The organism is Brucella grignonensis (assembly GCF_002252505.1).
Taxonomy (GTDB): Bacteria; Pseudomonadota; Alphaproteobacteria; order Rhizobiales; family Rhizobiaceae; genus Brucella; species Brucella grignonensis.
This window is the reverse complement of the sequence record NZ_NNRL01000165.1, coordinates 149,907-170,090: the sequence shown is the minus strand read 5'-3', so window position 1 is coordinate 170,090 and position 20,184 is coordinate 149,907. Positions and strand designations below refer to the sequence as shown.

Genomic DNA, 20,184 nt, shown 5'->3' with positions numbered 1-20,184 from the left:
CGAGCTTAGGTCTACAGCCTGTAGCGGCTACAGGGTCAATCGCCAATTTGCCGAAGCGTGACTAAAGAACATGCTGGCGATGTGGAGCGTTTACATTCAGCCTTGAAGAACTTCCCCGTCCCGGTCGAGGACCTGATGGATATCACCTGGGCAAGAAAATACGCCTAGACGAAACCGCGCCACAAACGTGAAGAGCCAGCGTAGCCGAGATAAAAGACAATCGTTCCCTCGTTGAGCGCGTTCCATGCTCGCGCAAATTGAACTTCAGGTGAAGAACTGCCCCATCAATCGGCGTCTCTGTCCTTTTCGGAACGGCTAAGCGCCGGTTTCCAAGGCTCGCCCTGGTAAGGGTCCGCCAAGGCCGCGTCTGGACGGCTGATCGGGTACTTAATGGTCGAGATTTTCTGGGCAAGCTTGTCGGCGCCGTTTTGCTTCAGCAGTTCGCGGAAGCTGGAGTGCATCCCACCGTCAGCATAGGCGGTCACGGTCGCAGGAGAATCCTTGTCGAGCAGCGCGGTCAGTTTCTGATCCTCTTGTTGAACTTTGGCGGAAAGGGTCGGATCTATAGCCTGTTTAAGAGGGGGACAGGCAGCAAGGGGGTTGGTAGGGTCCCTGTCGAAATCGGCGTTGAAAACATATCGACGATTGCACGCCGCGACTTTTGGCTGCCGCTTGGAAAATTCGAAGGCGTCGTAACCTTCTTTCAGGTTTTTCCAGAACGCGAAGTTCGGATCGCTGCGATTGGCCACCATATTCTCCACGGTCATGCGAAACGGATATGCCTGCACCTGAAACTTGTCTTGGCCACCGGCGAGTGCGCTGTGCACGAGGGCGTAGATTTCGCCGACACCTTGGTCGGTCATCGCGTAGCATCCCGACGAAGAACAAGCGCCGTGGACCATCAGAGCTTCGCCGGTGTAATTCAGTGCCGCCTCGAGGCGGTTCGGATAGCCAAGGTTGAACGATAGATAAAATTGCGACTTGGGATTCAGCATGCCTGTGGAGACATGATAAAATCCTTCGGGCGCCTGCCGATCGCCGGTCCGGGTTTTCGGGCCGAGTTTTCCTGACCATCGGCACATCGGATACACCTTCAAAAGTGCGTAGCGACCGGTCCGATCCTGCTTCCAAATCTCGAGCTCGCTTTCTTGTTTGAAGATCCGTATCAGCACTGGGCTCTCCGGCGTCATCCCTTTCTTTGCCATCTCTCCGACGAGTTTGACCGGAATTTTCGGCGACGGATCGCCGATATCGTCGAGGCTCATGGTGGTACAGCCGTTAAGTCCGGCGACAAGCAGCACAAACAAGACGAGCGGCCCGAGCCGGTGGAGTATTGCCTCGATCATTTTAGTCCGAGCCCTGATTCGCATGAAGAAAGGGTGCTACGGCCTGTAGCCACTGCAGGGTCAATACCCGTAGATCTAGATTCTCAACCTGAATCCCCTTTCCCGGATCCGGGCAAAGCCTGTGAATGGTCAGCGATCCGAAGCCTGGTAGTCCTCGCTGCTGTCGTCCTCGAAGTCGGCTTGTTCGTCCTGTTCGTCCGATGCGATCGGCATGTCGCCATCGAACCTCCTGTCCCTGCTCAGCAGGCCGGCATCTTCGAGCAATTCGAGGTTCGGCAGGTCGCGCAAAGTCCCTAACCCGAAGCGTGACAGGAAGGTCCGTGTCGTGACCAGCGTGTAAGGGGGTCAGAACAAGAGCTGCTCGAAATCGTACGCTAAGCTTGAACGGAGCGGGAACGCTTGATTGACCGCATTTCAAAAAGGGCATCTATGACCGGACATTCTGGAACCTGATCGCCGGTGCATTGCGCCGCCATATTCGACATGGCCCGCTCCAGACGCCGCAGATCGGCGATTTTCTGACGGATATCTTTCAAATGTTCGATGGTGAGCGCATGGACCTCCCGGCAGGTGTAGGTATGCCCATCGACCAGGCGAAGCAGGCCGCGCAACTCGTCCAGGCTGAAGCCGAGTTCACGGCCGCGCCGCACGAAATGCAGCCGCCTTGCGTGTTCAGTTGTGTAGATACGATAACCCGCTGCGCTGCGGGCGGGCTTCGGCATGACGCCGATTTTCTCGTAATAGCGGATCGTCTCTATGTTGACGCCGCTGCGCTCGGACAGCACGCCGATCGAAAATTCATCATTCTGTGTCATCACATAGCTCGCACAAATCCGTGAAAATTTCTCGCTTGACCCTGTAGTCGCTACAGGCACTAGGGTCACGATAGATCAATTGCGGGAGCATGTGAACGATGATGCAGGATGAAACACGGACGCTGGCAAATACAGTCACAGAGCCAGCCGAAAAGGGTTTTGATCGGGCAGCATTGCTGTCGGTCGGCGGCATCGTTGCGGCACTGGGCGCAGCAACCTGTTGCGTGCTGCCCTTTGCCTTGTTCTTCGCTGGCATCAGCGGCGCGTGGATCGGCAATTTGACCGCGTTCGAACCCTACCAGCCTGTGTTTATCACGATCGCGCTCGCCTGCCTCGGCTACGGTTTCTATCTCGTCTATCGCAGGCCGAAGGCGGCTGAATGCGCCGAGGGTTCCTACTGCGCGCGTCCATCATCCCATCGGAACGCCAAGATCGGCCTTTGGGTCGCAACTGTCTTGATCATTATCGCCGTGGGCTTTCCCTACGCCGCCCGCCTTGTCCTCGATGCTTAATCCCAAGGAGAATCTCATGAAAATCCTGCCCCTCATTGCCCTTACTGCGTCCCTGCTGACGGGTGGTCACGCTTTTGCCGCCGAGCAGACCGTAACCTTGAATGTTGCCAATGCCACCTGCGAACTCTGCGGCCCGATTGTGAAGCGGGCGCTCAGCAACGTTCCAGGCGTGCTCGATGTTGATGTATCGGAGGCGACCGGCGCGGCGATCGCGAAGGTGCGCTTTGACGACAGCCAGACGAATGTCGCCGCGCTGATCACCGCAACCACCAATGCTGGCTATCCGTCCGGCGTTTCGCAGTAAGGAGGTTCAGCATGACAGATGGAAAGTTCATCGGCCTTGGCGGAGTCGGGTTTCTCGCCGTCATCTGTTGCGCCGCGCCATTTCTTTTGGTCGCCGCTGGCTCTTTTGGCTTTTCCGCATGGTTCGCAGCGGCCGGCTATGTGCTGATCCCGATCGCTCTCGCCGCGATTGGGGCGTCCGCACTTTATCTTTACCGGCGTCGGCGTTCCGCCTCATCAGCGGATGCCAATTGCTGCTCGATGAATAACAAGACAACAAAGGTGAATTGAATGTGTGAAGCTTGCGACGTTCCAACTTCCAACAAAGGCAACGGCCGTTATGATCTTGTGGTCGTCGGAGCTGGCTCGGCCGGTTTCTCCGCCGCGATCACGGCCGCCGAACTAGGCGCCCAAGTGGCTCTTGTCGGGCATGGCACGATCGGCGGTACATGCGTCAACATCGGCTGCGTGCCCTCGAAAGCCCTGATCCGGGCCACGGAGGCTGTACGTCACGCCAACGATGCGGCTGCCCGGTTTGATGGGATCGAAAGCGGCGCGCGCGTGGTTGATTGGGCCGCTCAGATCGCCCAGAAAGACGCTTTGGTTGCCGGTCTGCGACAGGCGAAATACGCTGATCTGCTGCCGGAGTACAACAATGTGGTCTACCACGAAGGTCCGGCCCGCCTCGTTGACGGCGGTGTCCAGGTCGCGGGCCAGCACATCGGCTCCGAGCGAATTATCATCACCACCGGTGCGCGTCCGGCGTTGCCGGGGATTCCGGGGATCGCTGACGTATCGCCGCTCGACAGCACGACAGCGCTCGCCCTGACCGAGCTGCCACGCTCGATGATAGTGCTTGGCGGCGGCTACATCGGCGTGGAGCTTGCCCAGACTTTCGCACGGGCCGGTGTCGAAGTGACACTCGTGTTCCGCAGCCGGCTTCTGCCGGAGGCTGAACCCGAAATCGGCGCTGCGCTTGCCACCTATCTGGCCGATGAGGGGATTAAAATCGTCAGCGGCATTACCTACGAGTCCGCCCGCAAGACCGATGATGGTGGTGTTGCCCTCGCCATCGCGCGGGACGGACGTCCGGAAATCTTGACTGCCGAGCGGATTCTTGTGGCGACGGGACGCCGCTCGAACACTGAAGCCCTTGGGCTTGCTGAAACCGGTATAGACCTGACACCGGCCGGGGCCATCATCGTTGATGATCGCATGCGCACCTCGAAGGCGGGCGTCTATGCCGCCGGCGATGTAACCGGAAAAGATCAGTTCGTCTACATGGCCGCCTATGGCGCAAAGCTCGCCGCCAAGAACGCATTGAACGGCAACAGCCTGAGTTACGACAACACCGCAATGCCCGCCGTGGTCTTTACCGATCCGCAGGTGGCGAGCGTCGGCATGACCGAAGCGCAGGCGCGGGCTGCCGGACATTCGGTTCGCACCTCCGTCCTTTCCCTCGACAATGTGCCGCGGGCGCTGGCGGCGCGCGACACGCGCGGCCTGATCAAGCTGGTCGCCGACGGGTCAACCCGGAAACTCCTTGGCGCTCACATCCTTGCACCAGAGGGTGCTGACAGCATTCAGACGGCAGCCTTGGCCATCCGCTGCGGCCTGACGATCGATGATCTCTCGGAGACGATCTTTCCATATCTGACGACTGTCGAAGGTTTGAAGCTTGCGGCTCAGACCTTCGACAGGGATGTGAAAAAACTGTCCTGCTGCGCGGGGTGAGGCGAAAGGGAAACGGGTGCCTACTCAAGTCACGGCTTAAACGGAGCGGTCGCCCTCGATCCTGACACGCATGATGGTCTGGCGGCTGGTGTCAAATTTTCTGGCGAGTGCGGAAACGCTCATCCCGCCCGCCAAATCCGAGAGAACATCCAATTTCTGCTTCTCATTGAGCCGAGCGGGACGGCCGAGGGTCTTGCCTTCCGACTTGGCTCGTTTGAGGCCCGACTGCGTGCGTTCGATCAGCAGATCACGCTCGAACTGAGCGACGGCATTGATGACGCTCATCGTCATCTTCCCGGCGGAACTCGCCAGATCGACGCCGCCGAGGGCCAGACAATGGACCCGCACGCCCAGCTCCTCCAGTTTCCTGACCGTCGTACTGACATCGATCGCATCTCGGCCGAGCCGATCGAGCTTGGTGACGATGAGCACGTCCCCGGCTTCGAGTTTATCCATCAGTCGCGAGAAACCCCGGCGCTGCGCAATGGCGACGCTGCCCGAGATGGTCTCGGTGACTATACGGCGTGGCTCGACGTGGAAGCCGGCCGCTTCGATTTCCTGAATCTGGTTTTCGGTGGTCTGTCCGGTCGTGGAGACACGGACATAGGCAAAGGTGCGTGGCATAAGGTTCAATTTCGTCCGAATAGGTTGTCCGAAAGGTGATGCCTGTCCACAAATAAGTCAAGATAATTTGTGGACAGGGTGATTTAGGCCTGTACTCAAACGACCGTTTCCGGACATGCCCGGAACCATCGACGCAAGTTTGTATGGAGTAAAAAATGGCGCGGCGGAAGTTTCTCAAAATTCAGGATCAACAGGAGCTGTTCGGCGTACCGACCGATGAGGATAGTCTGATCCGTCACTACACTCTATCTCCATCGGACCGGCTGGAGATCGAAGTCCGCAGGCGAAAACATAACCAGCTCGGCTTTGCTGTCCAGCTTTGCATGATGCGGCATCCGGGCCGGGCTCTCATGGTGCACGAAATTCCGCCGAGGGCGATGCTCAATTATATAGCCGAACAATTGGATGCTGATCCGGAGAGTTTCCGTTCCTATGCCAGGCGGGAGGAAACTCGCCGCGAGCATATCGCGCATTTGCTTTCCTATTTTGGAAAACGAACAGCAACAGCACAGGACCGGCGCGCCGCCTTACTATCCGCCGTCGAAACGGCGACCGCAACGGACAAGGGCCATTCTATTGCCCAAGCTATTGTCACCACGCTGCGGGAGCGGAAGGTGTTACTTCCCGCACCTGACACAATAGAGCGGATCGGCTTTGCCGGCCGCGTAATAGCCCGCCGTCGCGCCGAGGCTGCCCTGATATCGGGCCTTTCAGCCGAAAAGCTCCAATCCCTCGATGATCTTTTGACGGTTGATCCCGAGATACGACAGACGCGATTCCATTGGCTGCGATCTGCGCCAGATGCTCCGGGAGCAACCAACCTGGTCACGCTGACCGACAGGATCGCTTTCATCCGCGCGCTCGATATCGATCCCCGACTACAAGCCCGCATCCACTCCGGTCGCTGGGAGCAGATGGTCCGGGAGGGCGATGTGACACCGGCATGGCTTGCCGCCGACTTCAACGCCAGTCGGCGGCGCGCGACGATCATCGCGCAGATCATCAAGCTTGGGCAAAAGCTCACCGACGCCGCAGTCACCATGTTCATCAAGCTGATCGGCAGGCTGTTTTCGCAGGCGAATAACCGCAAGAAGCAGCGCCATGTGAACACCCGGATGGAGACGGCTAAGGCACTACGGCTGTTTCTCGACACGATATCGGCTCTTCAGTGCGCCAATGACAATGATGAAGATGCAATTGAAACGCTCGACCGCCACGTCGGCTGGCATCGCTTGGTGCAGGCAAAGCCGACGCTTGCGGCGATGGTGGAAGACAATGACGCCTCACCCTTGCTTATTGCAGCTGAGCAATATGCCAATGTTCGCAATTATGCAGGCCGGTTCCTCCTGACCTTCACATTCCATTCAAGTCGTCGGTATGATCCTTTGCTGGCAGCGATCGAAACACTCAGATCCCTTTACGCGGAAGGAAGGCGCGTGCTTCCCGAACGTGTCCCGATCGCTCATCTCGGCGCGGCGGAGCGTAAACTGATCTTCGGGCAGGCAAAGGCCGATCGCCGTCTCTATGAGATTGCAACACTGGCAGCGTTGCGCGAGCGGCTTCGTTCGGCCGACATCTGGGTCGAAGGCAGCAGGGCGTTCCGGCCGATAAATGAAAATTTCATGCCCCGCCCTACTTTTACCAAGCTGAAGGAAACTGACCAGCTTGGGCTCGGTGTGCAGCGCGACGGGGTGGCTTGGCTCACCGAAATGCAACAATTGCTGGACTTCAATCTGAAACGTCTCGCCCATCGCGCCCGCAACGGCAAACTTGAAGGCGTCCGTCTCGATGCCGGAACCCTGATTGTAACACCGCTGGCGAGCGAAGTGCCCGCTGCAGCCGATGAACTAAATATCGAACTCAGCGAAATGTATCCGCTTGTCGAAGTGCCGGATCTCTTAAGAGACGTGCATGAGTGGACCGGCTTTGCCGACCAGTTCACCCATGTTCGAACGGGCGATTCACCGCAAAACATTCCGGCCATGCTCGCCGGCACGCTCGCGGACGCCACCAATCTTGGCCCGAAACGTATGGCCGGAGCCTCCAAGGGGATCAGCGCCCATCAGATCGGATGGATGCGCATGTTCCATGCCCGCACGGAAACCTATCGCGCAGCGCAGGCATGTGTGACCGACGCCCATGCGCGTCATCCCCACGCCCAGCTCTGGGGAACAGGGACGACCGCATCATCTGATGGTCAGTTCTTCCGGGCCAGTGATCGTGCCGCCAAACGCGGTGATATCAACCTGCATTATGGCAGCGAGCCAGGCTCGAAATTTTACAGCCACCTTTCCGATCAGTACGGCTATTTCAGCATTCTGCCGATCAGCCCGACCGAGAGCGAGGCAGCCTATGTTCTCGACGGCCTGTTCGACCACGACACCATCCTGGAGATCGAGGAGCACTTTACCGATACCGGAGGTGCGAGCGATCATGTATTTGCCCTCTTCACTCTGATCGGAAAGCGTTTTGCGCCTCGGCTGCGCAATCTCAAGGACCGGAAGTTCCATACTTTCGAAAAGGCCGACTCATATCCAGCACTGGCCAACCATATCGGCGCGCCGATCAATACCGCCCTCATTCTGGAACACTGGGATGACCTTCTCCATCTGGCGGCATCAATCACGACACGCTCTGTTGCGCCCTCAATGATCCTCAAAAAGCTGGCGGCATCCTCGAAACCGAGCCAGTTGGCGAAAGCCCTGCGTGAGCTCGGGCGCATCGAGCGATCCCTGTTTATGATCGAATGGTATTCCAACCCGGCACTTCGCCGGCGATGTCAAGCCGGTCTTAACAAAGGAGAATCCGCCCACAAGCTCAAGCGGGCCGTTTTCTTCCATGAGCGCGGCGAAATCCGCGACCGATCGTTCGAAAGTCAGGCATTCCGTGCCTCGGGCCTCAACCTTGTCGTCAGCGCCATCGTCCACTGGAATACCGTTTATCTCAGCCGTGCCGTAGCCCATCTGCGTCAAAGTGGTCGAACTATCCCCGACATATTGCTCAAGCATGTCTCGCCACTCAGCTGGGAGCACATAAATCTCACCGGCATCTATTCCTGGGACACCGAGCAGCAGATGCCCGAAGGCTTCAGGCCATTGCGACTTCCTGGAAGAATCCTCCGCGCTGCATGACGTTCCCGCTCCGTTCGGTCTTAGCGTACGATTTCGAGCAGCTCTTGTTCTGACCCCGGTATGGGTCAAATTCGTACGACGCCTCGGCGACGACTATCTTATGATCGCCTCCTCGATCTTACTCGCCTGGATATCGTATCTGCTGGGCGAATTCTTTCATGTCTCCGGTGTCATCGCCACGGTCACAACGGGCCTGATCGCCAGTTGGTATCAGCACACAGTGTTTAATGCTGCAATACGCATGCGCGGAACGTCGTTCTGGACTGTGCTGATCTTTATGATGGAGGCTTCGGTGTTCATCCTAATCGGATTGTCCTTGCGGGACGTTGTGGAGCGTGCCGGCGGTTTCGGCACTGTTGTCGAAACAATGGGACTGCCGGTATTTCTCATCCTTATCGCACTGATTGTGTCGCGGTTCGTGTGGGTGTTCGCATGTGACTATATCATCAGGCTCTGCAACATGCTCGGCTTTAATGGTGCAAGACCGATTGGCTTGGGTGGCGCAGTTGTCGTGAGTTGGGCGGGGGTTCGTGGTGTTGTAACGCTCGCTCTTGCGCTAAGCTTGCCAGCGGCTTTCCCGTCACGTGACCTCATTCTTGTAACGGCATTCGCGGTCATCGCTGGAACCGTGCTTGTGCAGGGAACCACTCTCGGCCGCATTATCACATGGGTGAAACTACCCGAGACGGAGTCAGAACGAGCTAAACTCACCATGAGCCAAGCCGAAGCGGCAATGGCCCAGGTACAACTGACAACCATTGAAGCTCTGGCTTACGACGAAGCGGGAAATCTCGTTCATCCGCAGCTACTCGCCCGATATCAAAAAAGGGCAACGGCGATCATAGACTATGCCGAACGCACAGAAGAATACATGCCGATGCTTCATGCTCATTTCGACGCCGTCCTCGAGATTGTGGCGGCTGGCCGCGGGGAGCTGCTCCGCCTTCACAGGATCGGGGACATTGATGATGAGACCCTACATGAACTGGAGCGCGATCTCGACCTTGAGGAATTGAGTGCGATTTCGGCAAAGTCTTAACAAGGATTTGAAGTTGGATTTAGTGAACAGGGCCAATTACTGGCTGGCTCTGTTCTGCGCATTATCCGGCCAAGCGGTGCTCGTGATTTATATTGCTAGCATAATGCCGTGACATCGACATTATTGGTCGAACAAGGGGACTTACACGAAAATTCGGTGTGTGTTCAGTGGTACCTGAATAGCCCCCTTGAATCCGTACATGATGGCCGACCACCAGCTTTCAGTTACATAGCGACTATTTCGATGCTTCTCTTTGTAAATCTGCCAAATTACCAACGATGGTCGCTGCTTCATTTTGCAGAACATCTTTTGCGCTCGTACGGGCTTTTTCGATGGCAATTTCAGCGCTCAAGCTCCGCTCATTGGACTGTAAACCATCATCCTTATCCGCGTTGACTTCATCTTTGTTCTCACCACGCGCCTTAAGGCGATTTGTTTCGGCCGAGATTTCATCACGACGCGTGGTTTCGTTGAGGGATATGGTTGTCTTTTCGCGCTGTGCCTTCAAGGCCACAATATCTTCCACAAACCGCTGAAATTCGGGTTCACTCTTTACCCGGTTATCATGCTTTTCTTGCAGCTGCGATATAGTCGCCGCCATATCGCCATACGACTTATACTTCGCTGGCTTCACCTCACTCCAGGGCAGGGCATTGTCGAAACTCGACTCACCGGTGGTCTTGATATTAAACGTTCCGGGCAAGTTGATATCAGGTGTCACGCCGCGTAATTGCGTTGTGCCGCCATTCACACGGAAAAACTGCGCAACCGTCAACTTCAATTCACCGAATTTCGGTTCTGGATTCTGCACCACCTCATCAAGATTGATAACGGTCTGCACTGTTCCTTTGCCGAAACTAGGCTCACCGATAATGACACCTCGTCCGTAATCCTGAATTGCCGCAGCAAAAATCTCTGAAGCGGACGCCGACCCGCGATTTATGAGAACGCCGAGCGGTCCATTCCAGATCGGGGCCGGAAGATCATCGCTCTCCACTTTCACTTCACCTTTTGCATTGCGTTGCTGGACCACAGGGCCTTTGCCGACAAATAGGCCGGTCAGGTCAATGGCTTCGGTCAACGAGCCGCCGCCATTGTTGCGAAGATCAATGAGAACACCATCGACTTTGTCCTGCTTCAATTCCGTTACAAGTTTGGCGACATCGCGGCTGGCGCTTCGATAATCCTTGTCACCTTTTCGGCGGGCCTCGATATCCTCATAAAATGCAGGAAGTGTGATTACGCCTATCTTTCGCGTGGCAGTTCCATCTTTTACTGACAGCACTGTCTTTTGGGCCGCTTGCTTTTCGAGGCTGATCTTGTCGCGAACCAGGCGAACGACGTGATGCGCACCATCCGGTCCGGCATCCGCTGGCAAGATATCCAGACGCACAATCGACCCTTTGGCACCGCGTATCAGTTGCACAACTTCATCAAGACGCAATCCGACGACTTCTTTTATCGGCCCGTTTTCGTCTTGACCGACACCAATAATACGATCGCCAACGGCAAGCTTGCCTGAGGATTGAGCAGGACCGCCAGCGACAAGCTCGCGGATCGTGGTGTAATCATCTCGTTCCTGCAAAACGGCGCCGATGCCCACAAGGGAAAGCTTCATAGCTATATCAAACTCTGCCGAAGCATTCGCACCAAAATAATCGGTATGAGGATCGACGGAGGTTGTATATGCGGCCATGAATATCTGGAAAACATCGTCGGCTTTCGACTTGTATGCGCGCGCGAGTGTGTTTTCATAGCGCTTGCCCAGTGTCTCGCGAATGGTGGCATCATCTTTGCCAGCCAGTTTCAAACGCAGCCAGTCATTTTTGACGCGTTTACGCCATAAGTCGTTGCGTTCTGCGTCCGATTGTGGCCAAGCCGCTTTATCGCGAACAATCGGATAGTCTTCCTGAACACTGAAGTCGAATTTCTGATTGAGCAGGCTACGTGCATAAGTCATGCGGTCAACCACACGCTGCCCATAAATATTGAAAATGGCAAACGGGATGCTCAGATCTTCCTGGTCGATGGCGTCATCGATTTCTTTGCTGCTGGTTTTGAAGCTATCAATATCTGACTGCAGGAAAATCAGCCGATCAGGATCAAGGGAATCGATATAGCGATTCATGATCTTGACGGACAGAGCATCATCCAAGGGAACTGGCTTATAATGAAAGCGCGAAAGGAACTCTGCCGTCAAACGAGCTGCCTGAACCTGTTGCGGCAACGGCTTTAATTCCGGCGGAGATCCTGCTTCAAAAGCGTTTGAGGGCGACGCAATAATTGCAAGGAAAAGGAAGAGAAAACCGAACTTCTTGCGTAACAACCTGCACCCCATTTTTTTCGAAGCAGAACATTCAAACCACAATTTATGTGAAACAATTATGGTCTTTTAGCAACCATTCGTATTCTTATTGGCATGGAGATCACGATCCGGGCCCAAGCAGCACTAATCGTGTCATCCGCATTTCTTTTCATCAAGGTTCAATTGTGAGCACCGCGCTCAAGAGCGTTTGACCCGGTTTTGACGCAAACTCGACCCTTCCCCCAACGCGCGCCATACGTGTAGACATGCTGCGCATACCAATACTGATATTGGCTCGGTGCACGGCCTCAACATCGAAGCCAATGCCATTGTCTTTGACATGCAGGATGAGTGTGTCACGAGAACTCTGGACCAATGACAATGTCACTATTTTTGCGCGGCTGTGCTTTATGACATTGGTCAATGCTTCCTCTACAATTCGGGTCAGCGCATAGCACTGTAACGTATTGGGCGGATTAAGCCACTGATCTGGAAACACCCATTCAGACTTTATGCCAAGTTCATCGAAAAGTGCCGTGAACCGGTGTCGCAAAGGGGCTATCCATTCCAACGGTGTGGCCGGAACCTTGATGCTGGGGCTGGAATTGCTGTCAATGGTTTGACGTAGATCGTCGCGGATCAGCTTAAGCATCGAGACGACTTGCGGTCGGTTGACGGGACCGTTACCTTGCTCCACCGAGGCCATCATGTGCACGAGTGATCCGCCTATGCCATCGTGAAGGTCATGTGCAATATCCAACCGGTCTCTAAGTCTGGTATTGGACAGCGCCAGAGCATACTCGCGCTCAAGGGTCGTTGCGAGTTCAGCACGCGCCTTGGCCACGTTGTCCGCCAGCTCAACATTGAACTGTTCTATTCTTCGAACATTGTGTGCATGACGCAATCCCAAGATGCCGGATAGACAGAGAGTAATCGCGATATTCGCGTAAGGCAGGATCGAAAACTCGCCAGGGATGAGTTTTGAAATCAGAAAAAAGTCATGCAGGCTTGTCACGAATAGAACCAGCAGACAAAGAGCGAGCATCAAATGTTCACGCTGGCGCGTATGCAGAGCATAGAGAGGAAACTGCAGACAATTCGCCAGAAACGCCAAGGTCGCCAACAAAAAGCTAAGTATCTGAATATAAACGATAACGTAAACCGGCGCGATAATGAGCGCTACAATCAGGCATGCTGTCGTGCCCCACAGAATACACTCGTAGCGCTTCAATCGCCTTTCGCCGAAACGCAGCGTAAACAAGCAAAAACAGGCCACGCATAACAACAAGGCAATTGCGTTTATTTTGGCTGCCGTCAGAGTATCCGGAAAAGGCCAGGGCTTCGTGACAAGAATATTTGATATAAAAACGACCCAGAATAAGGACGAAAATGCATACCATCCGTATGCGGTCTGGTCTCTGCGAACGATCCAGATACAAAAGAATAAAATGCCGATAACGCCCGATACGATGATGTTTGCGACATATAATGTGCGGTTGCGCCACCACAAATTTTCGTATTGCTCATAAACTTGTCTGGGCTCACCAACGGCGACAGGTCCAAGTCCAAGGGTCTGCCCTTCTATGCCGACAACTCTGACCCAGAGCGTATTTACACCCTCATACAACCACGAATTATGCAAAAGCCAGTAGCGGGGCATATTCCAACTGCGGGAAAGCGGTTCCGTTAATTGCTCATCACTCCAGAGATGGTGGTCGTTGACATAAACTTCTCCAGCCATAACGACGGATCGCAACAACAAAGCCACAGGCTCTCTGCCGTCGGCGGGACAACTTTGTTGCCAGTCAATACGATACCAGACCTTATTGGTTCCCTGAGAATGTCTCCAATTCCAGTCATCTGGAAGGGTCACATGTTCCCATTGCGCGTCGTCTGCTCTGCCACCGTCAGGAGTGGCTGCAGCTGCTTTCACGTCGATTATGCGCACTGCACAAGTTGACGAAGCAGAATTCGTTTGCGCCCACGCAGGCACAGAAAAAATGCACAAGCACAGAAATAGCAGCCACCTCACGCCAACAATCCGCGCTGTCTCGCGGTATGGATTGCTCGCGTCCGAGAGGAAACTGCAAGCTTGCGATAAATCCGTTTGATATGGCACTCCACCGTGTACCGCGACAGGCAGAGGCGCTCTGCAATATCCCTATTACCAAGCCCTTCGGCCACCAAAAGCAATATCTGACTCTCCCGTGCGGTCAGTGCTTGCATACCGTCATCGGTCGTTGGCTCTGGCGATTGAGCAGGCAGTTCCTCGATAATTCGCTTTGCGACAAACGGATCGATGGGTGCCCCGCCGCGTAAAACACTGCGTATTGCGATAGCAACTTCCAGATCGTCTCGTTCTTTAAGAACATACCCTACAGCGCCTGCCCGCAAGGCAGAAAGAATAACATCCTGTGTGCACCACGCCGAAATGACCAGTATAGCCAAGCCCGGATCTGAAGCATGAAACTCCGAGATTAGATCAATTCCACTGCCATCAGGCAAACCAATATCGACCAAAGCAAGTGCAACCGGCTGATCCGTCATACAGGCGCGTGCTTCGGCCAGTGACGCAGCAAATATAATGGCCTCCAGTTGGTAGCCAAACTGAAGCAGCAGCATTTCGAGCCTGCGTCGCACCACCATATCATCTTCAACGAGAAGCACCGGTGCAGGTAGCGCAATATCGGCCGCAAGCGCGCTCAGAAGCATCGGTATCTCCTTTCAGACCAAATACTGGTTTAGGAATTTCTATTACAGTTAAACATCCTTATCTCAAGGAAATTGATAAATAATCTAGGGTCTGTGGGGAATTCGTTTTGCAGCGTGATATGGATGAAAATAGCACAGGTTTAGGAGCAAAGCTGGGCCATTTTCACCATATCCCTTTAGGACGTGGCGGATTTTCTCTCTGAATGCGTCTCACGCCACGCTCAAAACCTAATTCCCCACAGACCCTAGAGTGTGGTCTCATAAATTCCTGCACTAGATTCTGGCCGCAACGAACTTGACAGCCGCGAGGTCGTTTTCCAGTCACTTGTCGTAGCGCCGATGCGCCGCCTCGGAACCGCTTTCTTCACTTTTCCGCTCTCTATTTCGCAAGAAGCCCGCGGCAGGTTTACATTTTCTCCTAAGCCAAAGTTGGTCAAAGGAAGTGGTCCGTGCAACGTGAACGGACTGCCTTGATCGGGTATCACCCCACATCTCGAAACCGTCTATTTTCGAGTATCCAGAAGAAAACAATTGTAATAACGAGCACGATCAACAGCAGGACAAATGCGGCTGCCGAGCCTTCGTTCAGCGAAAGTCCAAGAAACGCCTGTCTGTAAGCAAAGAAACTCAACACCTCGGTTGAGGTGCCCGGCCCACCTTTGGTTAACACATACGTCAAATCATAGGTGCGGAATTCATTGATGAGCTGGATGATAATTGCGATAGCAGCCACGGGTCTGAGCATAGGCAAAGTCAGAAACCAGAACTGCTGGATCTTCCCCGCCCCATCCACTTCCGCGGCCTCGTAAGGATCACGCGGCAGCGATGCCAGCCCCGCGGCGAGTATAAGGACGACAAAGGATGTCTGCTGCCAGATATCGATAGCGGCCATCGACCAGATTGCGAGATCGGACGATCCGAGCCAATCAAGCCTAGGCAAACCGACGGTTTCCATCATATGGTTTATGATGCCCAGATTGGGTTGTAGCAACATGCGCCATATAAGGGCGACGCTGACGGGTGACATGGCCATTGGAATGGTCAGGATCGCGAAGTAGATCGGCTTGGTTTTAACAACCGCGTTCAACATCAGCGCGATGCCCAGCCCAAGTATAAACTCGGCCATCACAGTCACGATCGAATATTTGACAGTCAGCCAGAGGGAACTCCAGAATTGTGCACTGCTCATGATACGTGCATAGTTTTCGAAGCCCGTGAGTGGAAATAGCGATGGCCGCAAGAGGGTCATGGAGGAGATCGACATTAGAACGGCATATAGGAGCGGCAACCCCATGACGATCGCAAGGGTCGATAGCCCCGGCAGGGAAAATGCCCAGCCAGTTTTCCAGGTACGATCAATTGCTGTAGTGGCGTTGGACATGCGGCCGCTCCGGAGAATGCCAGCAGATATACAGTTGGAAACCTCTGCCGCCCTTCCGAATGTCGAGAGGGCGGCAGGCGTTTTATTTCTTCAGAAGATCATCCAGTCCCGAAGCAGCAGCTTTTATCGCCGCTTCCGGCTTGACTTCGCCGCCAGCAGCCCGCGAGATCTGCGTGCCGAGCACATCTTCATATTGTGCTGAATAAGCGAATATCGGGAATGATTTTCCAGATGCCACGACGTCGAGCGCCTGTTCGTAGAACGGATATTTCTTGAGGACCTCAGGGTCTTTATAGACCGCTTCGCTTACTGGTGCGTGGCCTTCCAGGGCCCGGGCCACACCGATCTTCTTGCTCTGGACCCACTTGATGAAGGTCCATGCGGCCTCCTGAGATTCTGGTGATGTGTTCTTGGGAATGCCCCAGCCCCAGCCGCCGCTTTCGCCATGGCCGCCCGGCATGACGGAAAGCCCAACCTTACCCGCGACTTTCGGACACTTTTCGGCATTATCCATCTGCGGGAGCATCCACCAATAGGTGACCATGCTGAACGCTTCGCCACTGCACATCAGGCGCATGGTATCATCGAGCGTAGCCGACAGCGCACCTTGTTGAGCCGCATTCTGGATAGAATCGACATAAAGCGTCAGCGCCTTGACAGCTTCCGGACTGTCGAGCGTGACCTTGCGTTCCATGTCAAGATAGGCCCCCCCTGCAGAGAACAGATAGTTGGAAAACTCCATACTGTTCGGATCGCCCCGTTGCCCTTGCATTGCGGCTCCGGCGACATTTGCCTTCGCCTTCATGAACTTGGCGATTTGCACATACTCTTCCAGCGTTTCGGGCTTCTTCAGTTCAGCATTGAACTCGTTCTTGTAAGCTTCTTTGAGCTTAGCGTCCTCAAGAAGGTCCTTTCGATAAAGCAGGCCCATCGAATAATTATACATCGGCAGGATCGGCATGGCCTCCTCAGTCCGACCGAGCAAGTCCAACGTTGATGGAATGAATTCCGAAAGATCGAGCTTATCGCGTTCAGCGAGGGGCTTCAGATCGGTGAGCCAGTCGGCCGCGGGAAATTCACCTGCCCAAAGAAAATCCACCTCGAGCAGATTGTAATAGCTTTCCGGCGAGACGAGCTGCGTGGCGAGCTTGTCATGCATATCACCATAGCCAATCTTCTCGAATTCAACCTTGATGCCGGTTTCCTTTTCGAAATCCGGCAGCAGTTTTTCAATGATATGTGTTTCAGGCACATCTTCCATCAGAGCACGCAGCGTAACGGTTTCCGCGTAAGCTGATCCCATTCCCGCTAGAAGAAGCAGGCTGACACCCGCCATCAGTTTTTTTCCAGACCTAAGCATTTTCGTGGTTCCCTTTGTTATGGTTATTCGCATGCACTTAGTCTTTGCGTCACTTGACGCTGCCGAATGTGAGCCCCTGTACGATGAAACGCTGGATGAAACGCGACGCTATCACGAGTGGTAAAATGGCCAGGATAACGCCCGCCGCCACTTTGGCGATCTGAACACCGTTCGAGGTCTGCAGAGATGCAAGTCCGACAGGCACTGTCGCTGTTGTCGGGCCGCTCAGGACCAGTGCGAACAGGAACTCGTTCCAGGCTAAAATGAAGCCAAGCACACCTGCCGCGGCAATACCCGGCAGAGAAACCGGCACGACGATGCGCCAGAATGCTCCCCATGCACTGGCCCCATCGGTCTGTGCCGCCCATTCCAGGTCGACAGGAATACCCTCGAAAAAACCCATGAGAATCCAGATTAGAAACGGCAGATTGATCGCTGCATAGGCAATTGTCAGACCAAGAACCGAATTGGTCATCCCCACCGAGCGAAATAGCATGAAGGCTGGCAATACGATCGCAACCGGCGGCAGCATCTGTGTTGCCAGAACGGTGAAGCGCGCCAGCGGCCCACCGGTCTTGAACCGCGCAAACGCATAGCCCGTCATTGCCGCGAAGGGCAATGCGAGCAGAACTGATCCTGTCGCCACGATCAGACTGTTAACGTAATAGACGCCGAAACGCTTTTGGGTGAACAAATCCACATAATTCTGGAACGTGAACTGCGGCATCAATTCGGTGGAATAAGCCATCTGTTCCGGTACAAAGCTTATGCGGAGGGTCCAGAGCAATGGCACCAGTATCACCAGCGAAACGGTGACGAGACCAGCATGGATGAGCAGCTTGCGCATCGCTATCTCCTAAACCTTCACCAGACCAGGCACTAGCGGTGGTCGACTGATAACTTTTTCGGTCTCGGCATCGAAAAGATGCATCGGTCTTGCATCGATGAACAATCGAACCTTTTCCCCGATACTCGCCGTGAAATAACGGCTTACGCGGGCATTGAGTTCAAGCGGTTGGTCGTTTCCGATCTGGCCGATGACTACCGTCTCGACGCCAAGCTTCTCGACAGCGACCACCGTCAGGTCGATCGGTTGCCAGTCTGGATTGTTCTGCGCCTCATAGATATCCTCAGGTCTGATGCCGAGCAGAAGCGGTTTCTTAGTACTCGCATCATAGTGAGACCTGTGCATAGCGGGCACGCAGATATCGACTCCATCACCATGTACCAGCAACTCGTCGTTACCGGACAGAGCAAGTCGTACAGGAATGAGATTCATCGGCGGTGTTGCCAGGAATTTCGCAACAAATGTATCCGCCGGATTTGCATAAACTTCGAGTGGTTTGCCCACTTGGACCATAACACCATCACGCATGATGCAGATGCGGTCTCCCATCGTCATGGCTTCGACCTGATCATGCGTTACATGAATGATGGTCTTGCCCAGCCTGCGATGCAGTTTCACGAGTTCAAGCCGCATTTCTGCGCGCAGTTGCGCGTCAAGATTCGAAAGCGGTTCATCGAGCAGAAAGGCGTTTGGCTCGCGTACGATCGCACGACCAAGTGCCACGCGCTGACGCTGTCCACCGGAAAGGGCAGCGGGCTTGCGATCAATATATTTGTTCAGCCCCAGCATGTTGGCAGCCTCGCTGACTTTCGCCGCTATTTCAGCCGCCGGAACACCACGCATTTTAAGGCCGAACCCCATGTTCTGCCGTACGGTCATATGCGGATAGAGCGCGTAGGACTGAAAAACAACCGCGACGTTGCGATCCTTGGGCGGTAGCCGTATCACCGATTTTCCACCAATACGCAAATCTCCGGAAGTAATGCCTTCGAGCCCAGCAATCATGCGTAATGTCGTCGACTTTCCGCAGCCAGATGGGCCGAGAAAGATGACAAACTCGCCATCATCGATCTTCAGATCGACATCACGCACCCCATAGGCGCCGTTGGCGTATAGTTTGGATACGTGTTCCAGTTCGATCGACGCCATTCAGATCTACCCTTCCGCACGATCAGCGATAGCTGGCCTTTTCCCGACCGATCGCCGCTAGTCCCCTGAGCCGACCGCATTTTTTCGGTCATTTTTGTTTATTGAGCACGTCACGTCGCATGTGATGCACTTTTGGATTACGTTGTATAAACACCACCCGTCACGTTGATACCCTGCCCTGTCATGAAGCGGGCACCATCCGAGCAAAGGAAGACGACCACTTCCGCCACGTCTTCGGGTTCCTCCAGACGCCCGAGCGGCGTTTGCGATACATAATCGGCAATTACCTGCGCCGGTGTAATACCGCGTAGTTTTGCTTCCCATTCGACTTCGCGCGACTGCATGGAGGTTTTGACGAAGCCGGGACAAACCGCATTGACGCGAATTCCATTGGGAGCAAGCTCGCGTGCCAATGCCTGTGTCCAGCCCAAGACGGCAAACTTGCTTGCAGAATAATGCGCCAGCAACGGAGCGCCGATCTTGGCGGCAAGTGACGCTGTATTGACGATCACGCCCTTGGTTCCGCTGGAAAGAAAATAACGGGCGGCGATCTGATTAGTCAGAAACACGCCGCGCGCATTGACGTCAAAATTGAAGTCCCATTCCTTGTCTGTGAGGTCAACGGCACGATTCATCGTCGAAACGCCGGCATTTGCTGCCACGATATCGAGACCGCCCCATTGTGAAATAAGGGATTGGAACCCTGCTTCCACGGAACCACGTTGACTGACATCCATTGCCAGTCCAACGGCATCACTACCAAGATCGTTTGCGGCCCTTTGTGCAGCTTCACCATCAATATCAGCAATCGCGACCCGAACACCATGACGTGCCAAAGCGCGCGCTATCGCATTGCCGATACCCGTGGCGGCGCCCGTAACAATCGCACGCTTGTCCATCAGTTCGCTGGCCAGTTTTCCTGGCACTTCAGCGTTTATCATTTTTGT

Annotated in this window: 17 protein-coding genes and 1 pseudogene; 6 read left to right on the top strand and 12 right to left on the bottom strand. The window is 54.7% G+C overall.

What is annotated here, in order from left to right; translation table 11 throughout:
• Positions 1-284 precede the first annotated feature (284 nt).
• The 3 genes from CEV33_RS20375 to CEV33_RS20365 form a co-directional block, all read right to left on the bottom strand.
• Positions 285-1,346, bottom strand: a complete 1,062-nt coding sequence (locus tag CEV33_RS20375; RefSeq protein ID WP_167388195.1) for a L,D-transpeptidase family protein — start codon at positions 1,344-1,346, stop codon at positions 285-287.
• A 129-nt stretch (positions 1,347-1,475) separates the two neighbouring features.
• Positions 1,476-1,634: a hypothetical protein gene (locus CEV33_RS20370; protein WP_234190672.1), complete on the bottom strand. Its 159-nt coding sequence runs from the start codon at positions 1,632-1,634 to the stop codon at positions 1,476-1,478.
• An 86-nt stretch (positions 1,635-1,720) separates the two neighbouring features.
• Complete coding sequence (locus CEV33_RS20365; protein WP_023517540.1) at positions 1,721-2,161, bottom strand: MerR family transcriptional regulator; 441 nt, start codon at positions 2,159-2,161, stop codon at positions 1,721-1,723.
• 98 nt (positions 2,162-2,259) lie between these two features.
• On the opposite strand from CEV33_RS20365, the gene CEV33_RS20360 reads away from it, so the two are divergent.
• From CEV33_RS20360 to merA, 4 genes are read left to right on the top strand one after another with little or no spacing between them, the layout of a single operon-like run.
• A complete protein-coding gene (locus CEV33_RS20360) occupies positions 2,260-2,673 on the top strand; it encodes a mercuric transporter MerT family protein (RefSeq protein ID WP_003501072.1) in 414 nt (137 codons plus the stop codon).
• 16 nt (positions 2,674-2,689) lie between these two features.
• Positions 2,690-2,977, top strand: coding sequence for a cation transporter (locus tag CEV33_RS20355; protein WP_010661778.1), 288 nt, complete (start codon positions 2,690-2,692; stop codon positions 2,975-2,977).
• A gap of 11 nt (positions 2,978-2,988) precedes the next feature.
• Positions 2,989-3,246 (top strand): hypothetical protein, encoded by a 258-nt coding sequence (locus tag CEV33_RS20350; protein WP_003501076.1) that lies wholly within the window; start codon positions 2,989-2,991, stop codon positions 3,244-3,246.
• Complete coding sequence (merA, locus tag CEV33_RS20345; RefSeq protein ID WP_003501078.1) at positions 3,247-4,689, top strand: mercury(II) reductase; 1,443 nt, start codon at positions 3,247-3,249, stop codon at positions 4,687-4,689. It abuts the gene before it with no gap.
• Positions 4,690-4,725: 36 nt separating this feature from the next.
• On the opposite strand, the gene CEV33_RS20340 is transcribed toward merA, so the two are convergent.
• A complete protein-coding gene (locus tag CEV33_RS20340) occupies positions 4,726-5,313 on the bottom strand; it encodes a recombinase family protein (protein WP_003501080.1) in 588 nt (195 codons plus the stop codon).
• 155 nt (positions 5,314-5,468) lie between these two features.
• Here CEV33_RS20340 and CEV33_RS20335 point away from each other — a divergent pair, with 155 nt between their 5' ends.
• Both CEV33_RS20335 and CEV33_RS20330 read left to right on the top strand, forming a co-directional pair.
• Entirely contained in the window at positions 5,469-8,444 is a 2,976-nt protein-coding gene (locus tag CEV33_RS20335; protein WP_003501082.1) for a Tn3 family transposase, read from the top strand.
• 55 nt (positions 8,445-8,499) lie between these two features.
• A pseudogene (locus CEV33_RS20330) lies at positions 8,500-9,483 on the top strand (cation:proton antiporter domain-containing protein); the annotation flags it as partial.
• Between the two features lie 235 nt (positions 9,484-9,718).
• On the opposite strand, the gene CEV33_RS20325 reads toward CEV33_RS20330, so the two are convergent.
• The 8 genes from CEV33_RS20325 to CEV33_RS20290 form a co-directional block, all read right to left on the bottom strand.
• Positions 9,719-11,821: a carboxy terminal-processing peptidase gene (locus CEV33_RS20325; protein WP_094542206.1), complete on the bottom strand. Its 2,103-nt coding sequence runs from the start codon at positions 11,819-11,821 to the stop codon at positions 9,719-9,721.
• Between the two features lie 139 nt (positions 11,822-11,960).
• Positions 11,961-13,721, bottom strand: a complete 1,761-nt coding sequence (locus tag CEV33_RS20320; RefSeq protein WP_235818474.1) for a sensor histidine kinase — start codon at positions 13,719-13,721, stop codon at positions 11,961-11,963.
• A 95-nt stretch (positions 13,722-13,816) separates the two neighbouring features.
• On the bottom strand, positions 13,817-14,500 hold the full coding sequence (locus CEV33_RS20315; RefSeq protein ID WP_094542204.1) for a response regulator transcription factor: 684 nt from the start codon (positions 14,498-14,500) through the stop codon (positions 13,817-13,819).
• Positions 14,501-14,981: 481 nt separating this feature from the next.
• Positions 14,982-15,881 carry a carbohydrate ABC transporter permease gene (locus CEV33_RS20310; protein WP_094542203.1) on the bottom strand — a complete coding sequence of 300 codons (900 nt, stop codon included), beginning with the start codon at positions 15,879-15,881 and terminating at the stop codon, positions 14,982-14,984.
• Between the two features lie 82 nt (positions 15,882-15,963).
• Positions 15,964-17,217, bottom strand: a complete 1,254-nt coding sequence (locus tag CEV33_RS20305) for an ABC transporter substrate-binding protein (RefSeq protein WP_235818473.1) — start codon at positions 17,215-17,217, stop codon at positions 15,964-15,966.
• 73 nt (positions 17,218-17,290) lie between these two features.
• Entirely contained in the window at positions 17,291-18,088 is a 798-nt protein-coding gene (locus tag CEV33_RS20300) for a carbohydrate ABC transporter permease (RefSeq protein ID WP_094542201.1), read from the bottom strand.
• 9 nt (positions 18,089-18,097) lie between these two features.
• Positions 18,098-19,237: an ABC transporter ATP-binding protein gene (locus CEV33_RS20295; protein WP_094542200.1), complete on the bottom strand. Its 1,140-nt coding sequence runs from the start codon at positions 19,235-19,237 to the stop codon at positions 18,098-18,100.
• 137 nt (positions 19,238-19,374) lie between these two features.
• Positions 19,375-20,178, bottom strand: coding sequence for an SDR family NAD(P)-dependent oxidoreductase (locus tag CEV33_RS20290; RefSeq protein WP_094542199.1), 804 nt, complete (start codon positions 20,176-20,178; stop codon positions 19,375-19,377).
• Positions 20,179-20,184: the final 6 nt, after the last annotated feature.